We start from the raw sequence: 16,070 nt of genomic DNA, 5'->3' as shown, positions 1-16,070 counted from the left end.
CCATGGCTTCAGGACGGGCGACGTGGTCCTATCGCGACGCATACGGCGACAGTTTTGGACGAACGTTCTTCCGGCGATTCGGTCCCGGCGTCACCTCCAGCATCGCACTCGGAACGTACCTCGGCGACCCGACAGACGAAGTCGATGCGGACTACCGCGAGGCAATCACGCTCGGACTCGAGAGTGGCATCAACTTCGTCGATACGGCGTCGAACTACCGAATGAGTCGCTCCGAGCGAGTCGTCGGCGACGCGCTCCGAGACGCTGAAACCGACCGGGATGCGGTGTTCGTCGCCTCGAAAGCGGGGTTCGTCCCGTTCGACCGCGAGCGACCTGAAAACCCCGGCCAGTACGTCCGTGAGACGGTTATCGACCCCGGCCTCGCCTCGACTGACGAACTCGCCTACGGAAGCCACACTATCGCCCCTGCCTTCATCGACGAGATGGTCGGCCGCTCGCTCGATTTGATGGACCTCGACCACATCGACTGCTACTACCTCCACAATCCCGAGACACAGTTAGAAATTGCCGACAGAGAGACCGTCTACGACCGAATCGAAGCGGCTTTCGAAGTCCTCGAAGCGCGCGTTGCGACAGGTGATATCGGACGCTACGGTGTCGCCACGTGGGATGCATTTCGCGTTCCCACCGACCACGACTCGTATCTCTCGCTCCCCGAAATCGTCCGCCGGGCCGAGCGCGCCGCCGAAACCGTCGGCAACGACGACCACGGACTCGAAGCGGTTCAACTCCCGTTCAACGTGTTGATGGCCGACGCCTTCACCGTCGAAGCCCACGTCGGCGACGATGGTGAGATGACGAGCGCGCTGTGGTATGCCCACGAACACGACTTGCACGTCTTTACGAGCGCGAGCATCGCACAGGGCGACCTCGCCCGCGAGATTCCCGAACAGGTCGATGCACAACTCTCGGGAGATACGCCCGCACAACGCGCACTCAACTTCGCTCGGAGCGCGCCGGGCGTCACGTCGGCACTGGTCGGCACGTCGTCGGTAGAACACGTCGCAGAAGATATCGCGGCTGGAACGTTCGACCCGCTCGGGGCGCGGGCATTCGACGCTGTCTTCGAGTAGTTAGCGCAGTTCTTTCCATTCGCGTTCGCACTCGGGACAGGTGCGAACCGAGAAAATCTCGTCCGGGTCGTTCTTTTTCTTCAGCGACTTTCCACAGTCGGCGCAGGTCAGTCGCTCGTACGTGTCTTTCTTCAATTCACCGTCACGAAGTCCCTTCCGCGTTGATTTCATGAATTGCCGTTTGTGCAACAAGCATAAAAAGACGCCGGGCGACCCGGCAACCGTGTCTCGGTTCGAAAGGGTTGTGACCCCGTAGTGCGCGAGTTCTACCGTGTCACGTGGCCGTCTCTTTGGAACCCTTTGTGGGATGATATTTCTCGTCAATCTCGCACGAGTCGTCTTCGCGCCGTTACTCGGCGAGTTCATCACGTTCTTCGAAGTCAACCGCGCGACGGTTGGCTTCGTGGCCACCCTCGTCTGGCTTGGTAGCGCCAGTCTGCGCGTGCCAACCGGGTGGGCGTTGACTCGATTTTCTCGCCACCGCGTCGTCCTCGGAACGGGTATCGTCCTCGTCCTCGCCTCGGCGCTCACCGCCAGCGCGACCTCTATCGAGATGCTGATGGTCGGCGCGGCGGCGATGGGTCTCGCCTCGGGGGCATACTTCGTCGCCGCCAATCCGCTCGTGAGCGAACTCTATCCTGAGCGCGTGGGCCGCGCGATGGGCATCCACGGTACTGCGAGCCAACTCGCGGCCGTCTTCGTGGCCCCATTCGTCACGCTCGTCCTCGCCGCAGGTCCTTCGGTGATTGCGCGCTACGGAATCGTCTCGGCGTCGTGGCAACTCGTCTTCGTCTGCATCGGCGTCGCGGCCGCCATCGTCACGCTCTTTCTCTACGTTGCGGCACGGTCCACGGACCTCCCCGATGCGGGTGCGTCCGACCGCGACCTCCTTGGTGCCGTTCGCAGGGAGTGGCGTATCATCCTCACGGGTGTCGTCATCCTCGGGGCGACCGGATTCGTCTGGCAAGGCCTATTCAACTTCTACGAGTTGTACATGGTCTCGAAAGGCCTCTCGGAGAGTACTGCGCGGAACATGCTCACTGTCGTCTTCGGCGCTGGCGTCCCCGCGTTCTTCCTCTCGGGTCGTCTCGCCGACCGACTTCCCCGAGTGCCGTACATCCTCGGCGTCCTCGTCGCGTTCGTCCTCTCGTTGCTCGTCCTTACGCAACTGTCGGGACTCGTCCCGCTCATCGCCATTACGGCGGTCGTTGGCTACGTCATCCACAGTCTGTTCCCCGCACTCGACACGTACTTGCTCGATACCCTGCCCGACGAGAGTCGTGGGAGTGCCTACTCGGTCTACTCGTTCGGGATGATGATTTTCCAAGCCAGCGGCGCGGGTGCAGTGGGATACCTAACCGAGTTCTTCTCGTTCAACCAAGTGTACATCGGCCTCGCACTCGGCCTCGCCGTCGTCGTGACTGGTCTCATCGGCTTCCAGCGACTCGGACGGATTCCGAATTAGAACCCAAACACCGAGTAGAAACCGGCAGACGACTCCCCGCACGTCGCACTTTTGACCACCGAGTCCTACCACCGACACGATGGAGTACGTACAAGAGCGGGTGACGACCCTCCACGACCTCTCGGGGGCGACTCCCGACGCGCCGACAGACCGCGCCGCAGTCGTCGTTCCCATGACGGAACGCGAGTACGCGAGTCTCGCCGCCGAGCGCGTCCTCTCGACGCTCGAATCGCTCTCGCCCGCCCGCGTGGTCATCCCGCTTCGCGCTTCCGCCGACCGAGTCGCGTCCTTCGCCGATTGGCTCTCGGGGTTCGACCTCTCGCTCGATATCGTCTGGTGTGACGGCCCGCGACTCAAATCCCTGCTCCACGAGGCCGACCTCAATGGCTCGCGTGGCAAGGGCCGCGACGTGTGGCTCGCACTCGGTGCGGCAGCCTCCGAAGAGTACGTCGTCGTCCACGATGCCGACACGAAGACCTACGACGACCACTACGTCCCTCGTCTCTTGTTCCCGCTCGCTCACGGCTACGACTTCTCGAAGGGCTACTACGCCCGCGTCGAGGACAACCGCCTCTACGGCCGTCTCTTTCGTCTCTTCTACACGCCGCTCGTTCGCGCACTCGCCGACGAACTCGACGCGCCAATCGTCGAGTATCTGGACTCGTTCCGCTACGCGCTCGCCGGTGAGTTCGGGATGACCGGCGAACTCGCCCGAAACATCCGGCCACCGCGGACGTGGGGCCTCGAAATCGGCACGCTCGGCGACGCCTACGACTACGCCGGATTCGACAGGAGCGCACAGGTCGATTTGGGTGCCTACGCGCACGACCACCGAACCGTCAGCGGGCCGACCGGCCTCTCGGATATGAGTACCTCTGTGGGCGAAACGCTCCTCCGAGTCGTCGTCGAACACGGCGGTACGCCCGACTTCGGCACTCTTCCAGAACGATACCGACAAGCGGGCTTGCACCTCATCGAACAGTACGCCACCGATGCGGCGTTTAACGGACTGGACTTCGACTACGAAGGTGAGAACGCACAGGTCGAGACGTACGCCGAAGCGGTGGTCGAACCGAGCGGTGACAACCGACTCCCGGCGTGGACCGACGCACCGATTTCCCCTGCGGATGTCATGGCCGAAACACAGTCGGACCTCGATGCCGCACGGAGAGATACATGAGTGAGATGACCGACGATGAAGATAACCGACGATGAGTGAGACCACTTACGACGACTTGGCGGGTATCGTGGACCTGTTCGGCGCCCTCTCGCGCGACGAACTCTCGGCCGCACTGGACGAACTGGCGTTCAAACAGGGCGAAGAGGCGAACTCCGAAGCGCTGGAATTGGCTATCGACGACGCCATCGAGGCGTACTATCTCGTCGAATACGAAGCCGACGAAGCGGGCGCAGTCGAGCGATTGTCTGTGGGGCCGATGGCGTTCCCAACGCTTCCGGCACGCGCCGAAGACTTACCCCATATTCTCGAATATCCGACGCGAGACGTCTCGCGCGATGAGTTGGCAGCACAGGTCGAAACGCGCCTCCGAGGAGATGCCGCGCGTGCAGTCGACGGCGACGACGAAGACGAGGTCGAGCGACTGCTGGATGTGACCTACGACTTCGAGGCGTGGGCGAACGTCGATGCCTCTGAGATTCGTGACCGTCTCGACGATGCCATTGCCGAAGAGGGGTAGGCCTAAGTTGTGACATGTCCTCAGGGATTTGTGACGATGGACCTCACGGGCGTTGGCACCCACGAGCCACAAACCGTCGAAGCAGGGCGCAGAGCGGCGGTTATCGCGCCTATCCTGTCACGAGACGACCGACCTCACGTGTTGTTTACGAAGCGTGCTGACCACCTCGGCGAACACCCCGGACAGATGAGTTTTCCCGGCGGTGGGGCCGAACCGAGCGACGAGAACTTGGAAGCGACCGCGCTCCGCGAAGTCAACGAAGAAATCGGTCTTCGTGCTGAGGAAGTGACGTTTCACGGACGACTCGACGACATCCTCACCATCACCGACTACGCTGTCACACCGTTCGTCGCGTCGGTTCCGGACCGCGAGTACGAACCCGACCATCGCGAAGTCGCCGAAATCGTTGCCCTCTCGGTCGACGACCTCACCGACCGCGCGAACTACGAATCAGAGCTTCGTGACCACCCGAAGTACGGCGAAATCCGCCTCCACTTCTTCCACGTCGATGGGTACACAGTGTGGGGTGCGACCGGGCGAATGGTCGTCCAACTGCTGGAACTGACGACCAGCTGGCGCATGCCCGAGAAGGTTGACCGCATAGTTGACCCAGACGCCGACTACCCGATTTGAATTCCGAACGTTCGTTCACTTCTGACCGTCACTCTCGCCGTCACCGATAGGGTTTTGAGCTTCTCAGAGCTATCCTTGGCCACATGGTCGCACAGACGATGGATCGCGTTCCGCGACGGTACTGAAATTTTTGTGGTGATAGCATGCTAACCGCCGAATATGCGGTGGTGAACGCCGGACTGGATGCAGTCGCACTCAAGCCCAAAGAGTGTGACGTGCGCCGGGCGCTCGATATCCCGCTCGATATCGTCGCCATCGACTACGAAGGCCGAGACCACCTCCCCGACCAGTCCGTACTCGCACGCCTCGCCGAGGAGAAAGACGTTCGACTGACGACACCAGTCCGCGCCGACGGGTTCGACCCACTGGGCGACGATTCGCGCTTCGAGTGGCTCCCAGAGGGCGTCGGACGAGTCCTCGTCGCCGGACACGGCGCGTATCTAACCGAGAAAGAGCAGAAGCGAGCAATCGCCCCCCGACTCCGCGAAGCGCGTGCAGTCGCGCCCGACGCGTGGGTCGGCACCGAAGGAATCGAGCGAATCGCGCTCGCCGCAGGTGGGACGCAGTACGAACTCCTCTCGCGGCGAACCAAGCGAGACGTTCGCGCCCTTCGCGCCGCCGGATTCGACGGCGAGATTGCTCTCTACGCTCCCACGGTTCTCTCCGACGACGACGACGAGATTCTCGATGCGGTCGGCGCGTACGTCTCGCGCCGTCGCCCCGTCGCTCGCGCGCTCCCCGACGAGTGCGAAACCGACTCGGATGCCCGTGGCCGCGCCCGCAAGATTCTGTTGAAGGCGTCTCGGGATTTCGCGCTCATTGGCTCTATCTCCGACGTTCGCAAGCGTGTCGATAGCCTGCGAGACGTTGGCGTCGATATCGTCGTCGGCTACCCTGCCCGCGGTATCGACGAATTCACCGAATAGCTGGAGTCACTGAACAACCGCACTCACTTCTTTCAAGTCCTCACCGCGCCAGCGATGCGTATGAACCCCGAGCGAGTCGCAGTCGTCGGCGCTGGTGCGGTCGGACTCACGACCGCCTTCGAACTCGCCACACGTGGTGTTCGGGTGACGCTCTTCGAGCGCGACGAACCCGGCGCGGGCATGTCTGGTCGCGCCGCAGGCATCTGCTACGACGCCTACGCCGAGGACATCGACGTTGCAGTCGCCGACCGCGCGATGGAGCGATTCCGCGAACTCGATGGCGAAGGCGACTTTCGATTCCACGAGACACCGTACGTCTTTCTCGCGCGTGAGGGTGACGACCCTGCCATCTCAGCGCTCGAAGAAGCGGTCGAACAGATGCAGCGCCACGACCGCAACGTGGCACTCGTCGATGCCGAAGCATTGGACTCGTACTCGATTCAGACCGACGACGTTGGTGTCGCTGGCGTCTGTTCGAATGCAGGATGGGCCGACCCGAAAGCGTACATCGACCTCCTCGTCGCGAAGTGCGAGCGCGCCAGTGTCGAATTCCGATTCGGGACCGAGGTTTCGATTCGTGCCGACCCACCGGGCGTCGCCATCGACGACGTGGTGACCGAACGGTACGATGTAGTCGTCGTCGCGGCGGGTGTGTTCTCCAGCCGCCTCCTCGAAAATGCAGGCTACCCAGTCGCGCTCAAGCCGTATCGCGTGCAGGCGCTCGTCGCCGACTGCGAGTATTCGGGGCCGATTGTCTACGATGCGACCGACGAATCGTATCTGCGACCCCATCCACGGGGTGTTCTCGCGGGCGATGGCGTCGAACTGGCCGAAGCGGACCTGAATGAGTGGGATTCGACTGCTGATGAGTGGTTCGTCAGCGATTCGCTCGATGCAGTCACTCACCGAACTGGAACCGCCCCAAAACTGGCTCGCGCGTGGGCCGGGCTCTGTGGGGCAACGCCCGATAGAAACCCGCTCGTGGGCGAAGTCACTTCGAATATCTATCTCGCCGCTGGATGGCACGGCCACGGCTTCATGTGGGCACCGGCAATCGGCGAGATGCTCGCCCAACAAGTGTGTGGAGAAAACGTGCTTCCTGTATCGTTCGACCCCGCTCGGTTCGAGGGAACCGAGTCGTTCGACGTCCTCGACGGGATGGTCCTCGACGAGTAGTTATTCGTCTGCTTCGTCCTCGATGGGGTCGGCTTCTGCCTCGTTTTCTTCTTCGGTGACGACGATGTCGCTCGACGATTCGTCCTTCGGGATTTGGACCTGGAGCGTGCCGTTCTTGGTCACGACGGCGGTCGAATCGGTCGCTTCGACCGATGCATCTGCGGGGAGTTTTGCGCGACCGGAGAGCGTGAGACCACGGCCTGGGAAGCGCATCTCGAAGCCTTCGTGGAAGTCGCGGAAGCGGTCGATTCGAACCTCGATTTCGCCGTCGAGGAAGCGGACGTGTACGTCTTCGCTGTGTGCGCCGGGGGCGTCGAAGACGACGAGGTAGGCGTCGTCGGATTCGAGCAGGTCGTGGGTCAGCGGCTTGCGCTCTTGCATCTGGCTGACACCACGGCCAACACGTTCGAGGACAGCACTTGCGGCCGACTCGCCGAGTTCTCGAAGGTCCGTCATAACACAATCTCCTCCAGCGATTCACCCTCTCCGCAGTACGGGCAACTGAAGTCAGCGACGGTTACGCTGTCGGGCATGTCGTAGGTGTAGTGCATCTCGAACATATCGAGTTCGCAGCTCGAGTTCGTACACTTGACTTCGAGGGTCGATGGCATACCCAATCGTTACGCTCCCACGCCCATAAACGCGCGGGAGTCGGAACCTTCTGGTGCGGTGGTTTTTCGGTCTTATTGGTGCGATAGTCTTTCAGCCCCGACCCCCGACGACCTGCGACCGGTTGCGTTTTCAGCGTCGAACTCGAATCGCGGTTCAATGACTGACCCCGCCAACCTGACTGCAACCATCGTCGATGGCTACGTCGACGAACCGGCCCACTTCGGGGTGCCACCGTACATCTCTACGTACCCCCGGTTTACAGCCGGTGCGTTGGTTGATGCGGGCGTCCCCGAGTCGAACGTCACCTACCACACTATCGACGAACTCCGTGAGGAGCGCGCGAAGTGGGCCGACGTGGCCGACGCCGACCTCATGATTTACATCGGCGGCATGACCGTCCCCGGCAAGTACGTCGGCGGGACGCCCGCCGAACCCGACGAAGTGCGCGAACTCGCGTGGGTCGCCGAAGGGACGACCCTCATGGGCGGACCGATTCGCTTCGGCGTCGGCGAGGAGAACGCTGGCGGCCAAGATATGCAACGCAAGAACCTCGACTACGATTTCGTTGCGAAAGGCGACGTCGAGGCCGCCGTCTACGACCTCGTGGACTCAGAACTCGAAGGGTTCGGCAATCGAATGCGCGACAACGCCGAACTCGACCGCTGGGCCGCAAAGGGCGCGTTCGTGGTCGAACAACACCCCAACCACCCCGAACACCTCATCTGCGAGATGGAGACCTCCCGCGGGTGTGCCTACCGGTGTTCGTTCTGTACCGAGCCCCTCTACGGGAACCCCGCGTTCCGAACCGCGGATTCTGTGGTCAAAGAGGTTGAGAACCTCTACAACCGCGGTGCGCGTCACTTCCGTCTCGGACGCCAAGCCGACATTCTCGCCTTCGGCGGCGACGGCGAGGCACCGAACCCGGATGCACTCCGGCGACTCTATGGTGGTATCCGCGAGGTTGCCCCCGACCTCGGGACGCTCCACCTCGACAATATGAACCCCATCACTGTCGTCAGGTGGCCCGAGAAATCCCGCGAGGCGATTCGAATCATCGCCGAACACAACACACCCGGCGACACCGCCGCGTTCGGTCTCGAATCTGCCGACCCCGTCGTCCAAGAAGAGAACAACCTCAACGTCTCGGCCGAAGAGTGTTTCGAGGCGGTCAAAATCGTCAACGAAGTCGCTGGCTGGCGACCCGGTGACGACCCCGCCGACGCGCCGACGTTCGGTGAGGGTGCATCGAATCGACTTCCCAAGCTTCTCCCCGGCATCAACCTCCTCCACGGTCTCATCGGCGAGCGCGAAGAGACGTTCGACCACAACAAGCAGTTCCTCCAGCGCGTCTACGACGAGGGCCTGATGGTCCGCCGTATCAACATCCGACAGGTGATGGCCTTCGACGGGACCGAGATGTCCGGCACCGGCGCGTCCATCGCCAACGACCACAAGCAACTCTTCAAGAAGTACAAACAGGAGATACGCGAGGAAATCGACCGCCCGATGCTTCGCCGCGTCACACCGGCGGGGACGGTCCTCCCGAACGTCCATCTGGAGTACCACCAAGACGGTCGAACCTTTGGCCGCCAACTCGGTACTTACCCGCTACTCGTCGGAATTCCGGGTGAACGCGAACTCGGCCAGACGATTGACGTTGCAGTCGTGGGCCACGGCTATCGCTCGGTGACGGGCATTCCGTACCCACTCGACTTCAACGAGGCGTCGATGGACGAACTGAGCGCGATTCCGGGCATCGGAAAATCCACCGCAGGAGACATCGTAGTCAATCGTCCCTACCAGACTCACGACGACCTCGGACTCGACCTCGACGCGGATATCGGAATGTACGTTCAGTAGTGAATTAGGGGTTCAAAGAGCTTTTTTCACCTGCAACAGTACTCTCTCTTCGAGCGACGATTCACTCGTGACAGTGGTGGGTCGCGTCGTCGCACAGTCGGTGAGCGGGCACTCACCGTCGAGACAGAGAACAAAACGAGTGTCGTCTTAGAAGTCGTCTTCGACCACTTCGCCGACTGCGAAGTTCGATTTGACTTCCGTAATTTCGACCTTGACACGTTCGCCGATGTCGGTGCCGGGGATGATGATGACGTAGCCGCGTTCGACGCGGGCGATACCGTCACCTTGCTTGCCGATATCTTCGATTTCGACGTAGCGAAGTTCGCCAACTTCGACCGGCGGTTGTGGCTCGGTCGAGGGGACGGCACTCGGTTCGGCGCTTGGTTCTTCGGCCGGTTTTGCTTCACGAGAGATAAGAGCGACGCGATACGTCTCGCCGGGTTCGATAGCGCCCGTCTCGACTTCGCGGCGAGGGACTTCGACCACGTAGCGGTCGTCCTCGGCACGAACGTCGGCATTGAACAGACACAAGAGTTTATCTGAGATTTCCACCGTAAGACCTCCAAATAAGTGTCACTCTGTATGGTTAAAGATGTACCGCAGTCGGGGAGATTCGGTCACTCGATGGGTGTTCCATCCATCCGCTTTGCCCCCTCTGAGTCGTGGACGACGACTTCACCCGGGCCGGTTTCGATTGGCTCGTAGATGTCGCTGACGGCGATTGCCTCTTCGACTTCTCGCACTGCTCGCTCCTTCAACGCCCGCGCCAACTCCTCGGCGTCGTCGCGCGAAATGTCTCTTCCAAGCCCTTCGCATTCGTGGGCGCGAACCATCCCTTCTTCGTCCACTGCCTCGCCCATCGGTTGACTCGTTCCGGCGAGCGCGACGCTGAAGGGGTACGTCTCGCAAATCAGTGGCCGGTCGTCGTGGACCTGACAGGCACCCATCCCCGACTCGTCTTCATCGTAAAACCGACAGTCACCGCAGGCGTTCGTCTGGAGCGCCCACTCGAACGTCTCGCCTTCGAGACCGCCCTCGCCCTCGGTGAGGCCGTAGGGCATTGGCCGGGCGATGTCGCGCCATTCCAGCGAGGCGTCCGAGGTGGAGTCAGCGGCACCTTCGGTGACGCCAGAATCGTACTCAGTCGCCTCCTGAATCGTCCGCACTTCGTCGGGGAAGATAGTCGCCGTGTGTGGCTCGGGGCCGTCGTCGGTCTCGTAGCCCTTACAGCAGGCCCCACAACGGGTACATTCGAAGCCGATAGACTCGATAGCGTCGGCCAGTTCGGACTCGTCGAGGCCCTGTGCGCGTTCGAGTTCGGCTTCGAGGCTCATGGAGAGACGTGTGGGCGCGAGATGCAAGAGGTGCGCGGTTCGGCGAGAGAAGCGGAGATGGTTCGGCGAGCGAGTGAACGTCAGTCATCGCGTGGCTCGACCAACTCCGATTCGGCTTCCCAGCGAACCCGGCGTTCGGCGGCCAGTTTTTCGATGTGCGCGACCACGGTTGCCCGCGCGAGGTCGTAGACGGCTGAGATGTCTTTGTCGTAGGCCGCGTCGGTCACCTCGTCTGGGGTTCGGGCACCGTTTCGAATCGCGGCTTCGACTTTCTCTTCGCGGGCACGACGGTGGTCGATGAGGCGTTCGAGTACGCGCCGAGAATCGTCGATGACGGGCCCGTGACCGGGGTGGAGTCGTCGCGGGTTCCGAGCGTAGAGGCGTCGAAGTGCGACCAGATACGCGCGCATGTCGCCAGCGGGGGCACCGACGACGACGCTTCCCTCGGCAACCGCGAGGTCGCCGCAGACGTACTCGTCGTCAGCGACGAACGTCACGTGGTCGCGCGCGTGGCCGGGCGTGTCGAGTACGTCGATACCTGGCCCGACGGGAATCGTCGTCCCTTCGATGAACGTCTCGGTGGCGGCGATGCCAGTCGCGGTTTGGAACATTCTTTCGCGCCCGCGACGACACCAGACTGTCGCGCCGGTCTCACGGGCATAGTCGGCGACTGCGCCGACGTGGTCCGGGTGAGTGTGCGTCACGGCGATGTGGTCCACACCTCGTTCTTCGACCAGTGAGTCGAGGTCGGCAGTCCGGGCCGCGGGGTCGAGAAGAAGACTCGTTCCGTCGGCCGAGATGAGATACGCGTTCGTCGCGCCAGTCGGGGCGCGCGTTTCGACAGGAACCGAGACGCGAGCGATATCCATACGACGGCTTCGCTCGGGGGTGAGTTAGTTGTATTTGGAAAAGTGCGGTGGCTTGGTCAGAGCCGCTTTTTCGAACGTTACGTGTTCAGGAAGTAAACCTGCTTGCGCGCGTCCTTGAACGAGTAGCGCGAGCCAACGAGGTCCGAGTCTTCGAGACGGTTGAGCGCGTAGCGGACGGTGCGGTCCGGCAGGAGCGACTCTTCGGCGAGTTGGCCCTGCGAAAGCGGCGCATCACTTTCGAGGACTTTTGCGACGAGCTTTGCGCTCGGTGGGAGTTCGCGGAGGCGCTCCCGGAACTCGGCTTCCGAAAGCAGCGCTTCAGCGTCTGGTTCTGCAGTGGTGGTGCTCATACACTCACTAGCCATTGTCTTCCGTGTTAAGAGTTAGCTACCAGTGTGACAAAACAATGCAGACACCTAATATAGATATTATTTCAGGCGCCACCATTGATATTGTTTGATTCCGAAGTTCGCTCCGTCTCCGAATTAGGTGGCGGACCGCTTCGTATCGACGTTTGGCGACCCGACGCGGTAACTTCCCATCGGTGCGTGGCAGTCAGGGCAGTGAACGATAAGAAATCCCTCGGTGACATGACGCTGTAACTCGCTTGCGTCGTGTGTTGACCCACAGATGCGACACGTTGGCATAGTACACGATTGGTGCCCGATGGGGGTAAGTACCACTCCAGACCGCACGACGCATCCAGTATCGTTTTACCGTCGCCCCCGCGATACTGCGTAGCGTGAAAGGAAAGGAGTGGTACCAAGCGGACGACATCGCTCGGGAGTACGACTCGAAGCGGTTTTCGCGGGGCGGTCAGCTTATCGACCAGCGGGAAAAGGCGGCAGTCCTCGATGCTCTCGGACCAGTCGAAGACAAGAATATCCTCGAAATCGCCTGCGGAACAGGGCGTTTCACCGTGATGCTCGCACAGCAGGGTGCGAACATCACCGGACTGGATATCTCTCGGGCAATGATGCAACAGGGACGGGAAAAAGCACGCAGGGCGGGCGTCGACGACCGAATCGAGTTCCTCCGCGCCGACGCCGCGCGCCTGCCGTTCCCGGACAATCACTTCGACGCCGTGTTTGCGATGCGGTTTTTCCACCTCGCAGACACGCCGACGAAGTTCCTCACGGAGATGGCACGCGTGTCGAAAAATCAGGTCTTCTTCGACACGTTCAACGACCAGAGCCTGCGCGTGGCGTACAACTGGTTGCTCCCGATGGGGTCGCATCTCTACTCCGCGAACGACGTGCATCGCCTCCTCGACAACGCTGGTCTCTCACTCGTCGAAGCGAACCACGACTTCGTCCTCCCGTTCGGATTCTACCGAAAGATTCCGAATGGCGTCGCCCAACCCTTCCGGTCGTTCGACCTCGCGGTCGGTGACTCACTCATCGGCGACGACGTCGCCTCGGTCTCGTACTGGAACGCCCGCGTGCCGTCGGCAACCGACGCCGACACCCTCGCGGCAGAACACGCCAGCGACGCCGAGTAATCCTATTCCTCTCATTCGACCGTCTCGCGTGGCCTACGGTAGATATTAACATGGATTTTCGATTCACATTTAAGTAGGTCCGTAGCAACTGTCGGGTATGGACCTCTCGGTTGTACTCCCGACACTCAACGGTCGGGACAGTCTCGTCACCAGCCTCGATGCGCTGGCCGAGTACGCCCCCGACGCCGAGGTAATCGTCGTCAACGGGCCGTCAGCCGACGGTACGACCGGGATGGTACGCGAGCGCGACGACGTCGACGTACTCATCGAGATTTCTGACCGCACGCTCAACGTCGCGCGCAACGCTGGACTCGAAGTCGCGACCGGCGACGTTGTTGCCTTCCTCCGATACGACCACGCAATCGAGTCCTCGTGGCTCGAGGCGCTCGAAGAAGGAATCGAAGACGCGGATGTCGTCACCGGGCCGATGCACCAAACACTGCGCAACGGAATGACCACCGAGTCGCTCGAACAACGGACGATTTCGGGGCGCACGGTCACCTACTTCAACGGGGGGAACGTCGCCTTCCGCCGCCGGGCAATCGACGACCTCGACGGCTTCGACGAATATCTCCACACCGGCGGCGCGCGCGATGCGGCTCACCGTCTCGCCACGTTCGACCGGTCCGTCGGGTGGGCACCGAAGATGTGCGTCCGACGCGAGTTCGAGGCCGACGGTGGCGTCGCAGAGCGTGACTGGGGATGGAAATATCGCTCACTCGCGTATCGACTCGTCAAGAACTACGGTGGCCGTCCGGCCATCATCAAACGAACTATCAAACACGCCGCGAGCGACGGATTCGACGCGGCCCGTGGCGTGCTTCGTGGTGAAGTCACGCCGTCTGGATGGGCAGGAACGGGCCGCGATGTCGTCCTCGGAATTTCGACCGGCGCATCTGACGGTCTCGTCGCACGCGCTCGTGACCGAAGCAGAGCGCGAAATCCACACGGGTGTTCGAAGCGTGCTGACCGTGCGGTCGCGCGCTACGACTGGCGATAAGTCGCGGATGCGCGGCCCGCTGAGTGTGTTGTTGAATACCCGACTGCTCGGGACAGTTCTCCGACTTCGTTTTGCGGCTTTTCTTGCAGTAACCTTGGCAGTCGCTGGTGTTCTCGTGGTCGAAATTGGCGGTGTTAGCGGATTGCTCGGACTGTTCGTACTCGTTGGACTCGTCTTGGTGTTGTTCGCAGTCGTACTGAGGGTCCGATAGTCGCGGACGCTATTCTTCGCCCGGTCCGAGCGCCGAAATCACGCGCGTCGCGTTCTTCGAGAACGCCTTGGCGAACGCGTCTTCCGACACGTCGAGGGTGAGAATCTCCATGACACCGACGTTAGGGTGAGTCTCGGGTGCGCCGCTCCCGAAGAGTACGCGGTCAGGGTGTTCGAGAAGCGCGCGTTCGAGGACGCTCCGGAAGCAGACGAAACTCGTGTCTAAGTAGAGGTCCTCGTGGTCGTCCAGTAAGTCGATAGACTCGTGCATCAAGTCCCGATTGAGAGGGTAGCCACCGAAACTCGACATGATGACGGGAAACCGGCCGAGGAGTGTTTCGGCGACAGTCTGCGGTTTGAACATCTCGCCAGCCTCCACGAACACGGGAAGGCCGACCGATTCGAGCATTTCGAGTGTCTCGTCGTCGGGGAGGCCATCGACCGCTGGAGCGAGACAGAAGCCGTGGAATCGGTCGTCGTAGGCGTACTGCTCGATATCTTCGGGGTCAGTATGGTGTGACGCGCGCGAGGCAGTGAGATTACGCAGTCGCCCCATCGTCTTGCTGCTCGGGTCGCGTGGGCCGTTGATGCGGGCGAACGCGAGAAACGGCCGGTCTACGCTCAGTCGCGCGACGGCGTTGTTCGGTCGAAGATAGCTCACGTCGTCGGGTTGTGCGCCCGGTGAGACGACAGCACGGACGACACCCGCTTGGTGTACCTCTCGTTCGAGTCGCTCGGGGCTGATTTCGCGTCCCCGCGTCGCAATCGACTGCTCGTCGGGGTCGAGTTGTGCGTTCACATCGACGACCCGAAACCCATGTTCCAACTCCAGCATTGTCCAACTCCACACGGTTGGGTCTGAAATAGATTACAGAATCTCGCGTGACACTTCGTCTCATTACTCGTCTTGCTCGGGACGTTCGTCATCTACTGATTTTCATGAAATCGGGACAGAGAGACGGTCTGAGTGTCGTATATGCTTTTGATGAACACCGTCGAAGCTAGGTTGTGTCTCTCATCGCGGAGGTCGAAGTACCGATTTCTGTACTTTGCCTCGGTCGCGTTTCCAATATCGACCACGTCGAATTGGAACTCGAACCAGTGATTCCGATAGCCGACACCCACGTTCGATTCGTCTGGGTGTGGGGTGAGGACGCGACCGAGTTCGGTTCGCACGCAGAAAGACTCCCAGAACTCACCGAAACCACGATGCTCGAAACCGTTCCGGACGGGGCGCTGTATCAAATCGTCTGGGAGCCACCGTCGAGTTCGCTGTTGGCGGCGCTCTCTGAGTTCGACGTTACGCTCTTGGCCTGTACCAGCAACTCGGATACGTGGAAACTTCGGTTGCGGTTCCGTTCTCACACCGCACTACGGAATTTTCGGGCCTACTGTGTCACAGAACAGATCGACCTCGAAACCACGCATCTGGTCTCGCTCGAAGAACACGAGGAACCGCTGGATAATCAACTAACGCCAAGTCAACGCGAAGCACTTCTTCTCGCACTCGAACGCGGCTACTTCGACGACCACCGACGGACTTCCCTCGCCGAACTTGGCACCGAGCTGGATATTTCGAGACAGGCGGTGGCCGCTCGACTGCGCCGTGCGTTCAGGTCTCTCGCGTCAACTGTCTCCGAAGAGACACCTAGGGATGAACGGATTACATAGTCAACCCACATTCATAGATACC

At 61.3% G+C, this 16,070-nt stretch carries 19 protein-coding genes; 11 read left to right on the top strand and 8 right to left on the bottom strand.

Annotation, left to right across the window (positions count from 1 at the left end; all coding sequences use genetic code 11):
• The first annotated feature begins 2 nt into the window (after nt 1–2).
• Nucleotides 3–1,094, top strand: a complete 1,092-nt coding sequence (locus ACK509_RS05150; RefSeq protein ID WP_410765419.1) for an aldo/keto reductase — start codon at nt 3–5, stop codon at nt 1,092–1,094.
• Here the strand turns inward: ACK509_RS05150 and ACK509_RS05145 are convergent, their stop codons facing one another.
• Nucleotides 1,095–1,265, bottom strand: coding sequence for an HVO_0758 family zinc finger protein (locus ACK509_RS05145; RefSeq protein ID WP_410765418.1), 171 nt, complete (start codon nt 1,263–1,265; stop codon nt 1,095–1,097).
• A 136-nt stretch (nt 1,266–1,401) separates the two neighbouring features.
• Here ACK509_RS05145 and ACK509_RS05140 point away from each other — a divergent pair, with 136 nt between their 5' ends.
• The 6 genes from ACK509_RS05140 to ACK509_RS05115 all read left to right on the top strand — a co-directional run bounded on the left by ACK509_RS05140 (nt 1,402) and on the right by ACK509_RS05115 (nt 6,991).
• Nucleotides 1,402–2,559, top strand: a complete 1,158-nt coding sequence (locus ACK509_RS05140) for an MFS transporter (RefSeq protein WP_410766254.1) — start codon at nt 1,402–1,404, stop codon at nt 2,557–2,559.
• Between the two features lie 79 nt (nt 2,560–2,638).
• Entirely contained in the window at nt 2,639–3,739 is a 1,101-nt protein-coding gene (locus ACK509_RS05135) for a glycosyl transferase family 2 (protein WP_410765417.1), read from the top strand.
• 31 nt (nt 3,740–3,770) lie between these two features.
• The gene (locus tag ACK509_RS05130; RefSeq protein ID WP_410765416.1) at nt 3,771–4,256 is read left to right on the top strand and encodes a hypothetical protein; all 486 of its coding nucleotides are present in this window, start codon (nt 3,771–3,773) and stop codon (nt 4,254–4,256) included.
• 36 nt (nt 4,257–4,292) lie between these two features.
• Entirely contained in the window at nt 4,293–4,889 is a 597-nt protein-coding gene (locus tag ACK509_RS05125) for an NUDIX hydrolase (RefSeq protein ID WP_410765415.1), read from the top strand.
• A 143-nt stretch (nt 4,890–5,032) separates the two neighbouring features.
• Nucleotides 5,033–5,815 carry a luciferase gene (locus ACK509_RS05120; RefSeq protein WP_410765414.1) on the top strand — a complete coding sequence of 261 codons (783 nt, stop codon included), beginning with the start codon at nt 5,033–5,035 and terminating at the stop codon, nt 5,813–5,815.
• A 60-nt stretch (nt 5,816–5,875) separates the two neighbouring features.
• The gene (locus ACK509_RS05115) at nt 5,876–6,991 is read left to right on the top strand and encodes an NAD(P)/FAD-dependent oxidoreductase (RefSeq protein ID WP_410765413.1); all 1,116 of its coding nucleotides are present in this window, start codon (nt 5,876–5,878) and stop codon (nt 6,989–6,991) included.
• Here the strand turns inward: ACK509_RS05115 and ACK509_RS05110 are convergent, their stop codons facing one another.
• Both ACK509_RS05110 and ACK509_RS05105 read right to left on the bottom strand, forming a co-directional pair.
• Nucleotides 6,992–7,447: an Hsp20/alpha crystallin family protein gene (locus ACK509_RS05110; protein WP_410765412.1), complete on the bottom strand. Its 456-nt coding sequence runs from the start codon at nt 7,445–7,447 to the stop codon at nt 6,992–6,994.
• The gene (locus tag ACK509_RS05105) at nt 7,444–7,602 is read right to left on the bottom strand and encodes a hypothetical protein (RefSeq protein WP_410765411.1); all 159 of its coding nucleotides are present in this window, start codon (nt 7,600–7,602) and stop codon (nt 7,444–7,446) included. The genes ACK509_RS05110 and ACK509_RS05105 overlap by 4 nt, the downstream gene beginning before the upstream one ends.
• 157 nt (nt 7,603–7,759) lie before the next feature.
• Here ACK509_RS05105 and ACK509_RS05100 point away from each other — a divergent pair, with 157 nt between their 5' ends.
• Entirely contained in the window at nt 7,760–9,463 is a 1,704-nt protein-coding gene (locus ACK509_RS05100; protein ID WP_410765410.1) for a radical SAM protein, read from the top strand.
• Between the two features lie 147 nt (nt 9,464–9,610).
• On the opposite strand, the gene ACK509_RS05095 is transcribed toward ACK509_RS05100, so the two are convergent.
• The 4 genes from ACK509_RS05095 to ACK509_RS05080 form a co-directional block, all read right to left on the bottom strand.
• Nucleotides 9,611–10,015 (bottom strand): TRAM domain-containing protein, encoded by a 405-nt coding sequence (locus ACK509_RS05095; RefSeq protein ID WP_410765409.1) that lies wholly within the window; start codon nt 10,013–10,015, stop codon nt 9,611–9,613.
• A 65-nt stretch (nt 10,016–10,080) separates the two neighbouring features.
• Nucleotides 10,081–10,797, bottom strand: a complete 717-nt coding sequence (locus tag ACK509_RS05090; RefSeq protein WP_410765408.1) for a YkgJ family cysteine cluster protein — start codon at nt 10,795–10,797, stop codon at nt 10,081–10,083.
• 80 nt (nt 10,798–10,877) lie between these two features.
• Nucleotides 10,878–11,666: an MBL fold metallo-hydrolase gene (locus tag ACK509_RS05085; protein ID WP_410765407.1), complete on the bottom strand. Its 789-nt coding sequence runs from the start codon at nt 11,664–11,666 to the stop codon at nt 10,878–10,880.
• A 77-nt stretch (nt 11,667–11,743) separates the two neighbouring features.
• The gene (locus tag ACK509_RS05080) at nt 11,744–12,016 is read right to left on the bottom strand and encodes a winged helix-turn-helix domain-containing protein (RefSeq protein ID WP_390223976.1); all 273 of its coding nucleotides are present in this window, start codon (nt 12,014–12,016) and stop codon (nt 11,744–11,746) included.
• Between the two features lie 392 nt (nt 12,017–12,408).
• Between ACK509_RS05080 and ACK509_RS05075 the strand changes: the two genes are divergently transcribed.
• Both ACK509_RS05075 and ACK509_RS05070 read left to right on the top strand, forming a co-directional pair.
• Nucleotides 12,409–13,167: a class I SAM-dependent methyltransferase gene (locus ACK509_RS05075; RefSeq protein ID WP_410765406.1), complete on the top strand. Its 759-nt coding sequence runs from the start codon at nt 12,409–12,411 to the stop codon at nt 13,165–13,167.
• A gap of 97 nt (nt 13,168–13,264) precedes the next feature.
• Nucleotides 13,265–14,167, top strand: a complete 903-nt coding sequence (locus tag ACK509_RS05070; protein ID WP_410765405.1) for a glycosyltransferase family 2 protein — start codon at nt 13,265–13,267, stop codon at nt 14,165–14,167.
• 220 nt (nt 14,168–14,387) lie between these two features.
• Here the strand turns inward: ACK509_RS05070 and ACK509_RS05065 are convergent, their stop codons facing one another.
• Nucleotides 14,388–15,212, bottom strand: coding sequence for an amidohydrolase family protein (locus tag ACK509_RS05065; protein WP_410765404.1), 825 nt, complete (start codon nt 15,210–15,212; stop codon nt 14,388–14,390).
• 173 nt (nt 15,213–15,385) lie between these two features.
• Between ACK509_RS05065 and ACK509_RS05060 the strand changes: the two genes are divergently transcribed.
• Complete coding sequence (locus tag ACK509_RS05060) at nt 15,386–16,048, top strand: helix-turn-helix domain-containing protein (protein ID WP_410765403.1); 663 nt, start codon at nt 15,386–15,388, stop codon at nt 16,046–16,048.
• Nucleotides 16,049–16,070 lie beyond the last annotated feature (22 nt).

The organism is Haloferax sp. DFSO60 (assembly GCF_046557615.1).
Lineage (GTDB): Archaea > Halobacteriota > Halobacteria > Halobacteriales > Haloferacaceae > Haloferax.
The sequence above is the reverse complement of the archived record's forward strand: the minus strand, read 5'-3'. Positions and strand labels throughout refer to the sequence as shown.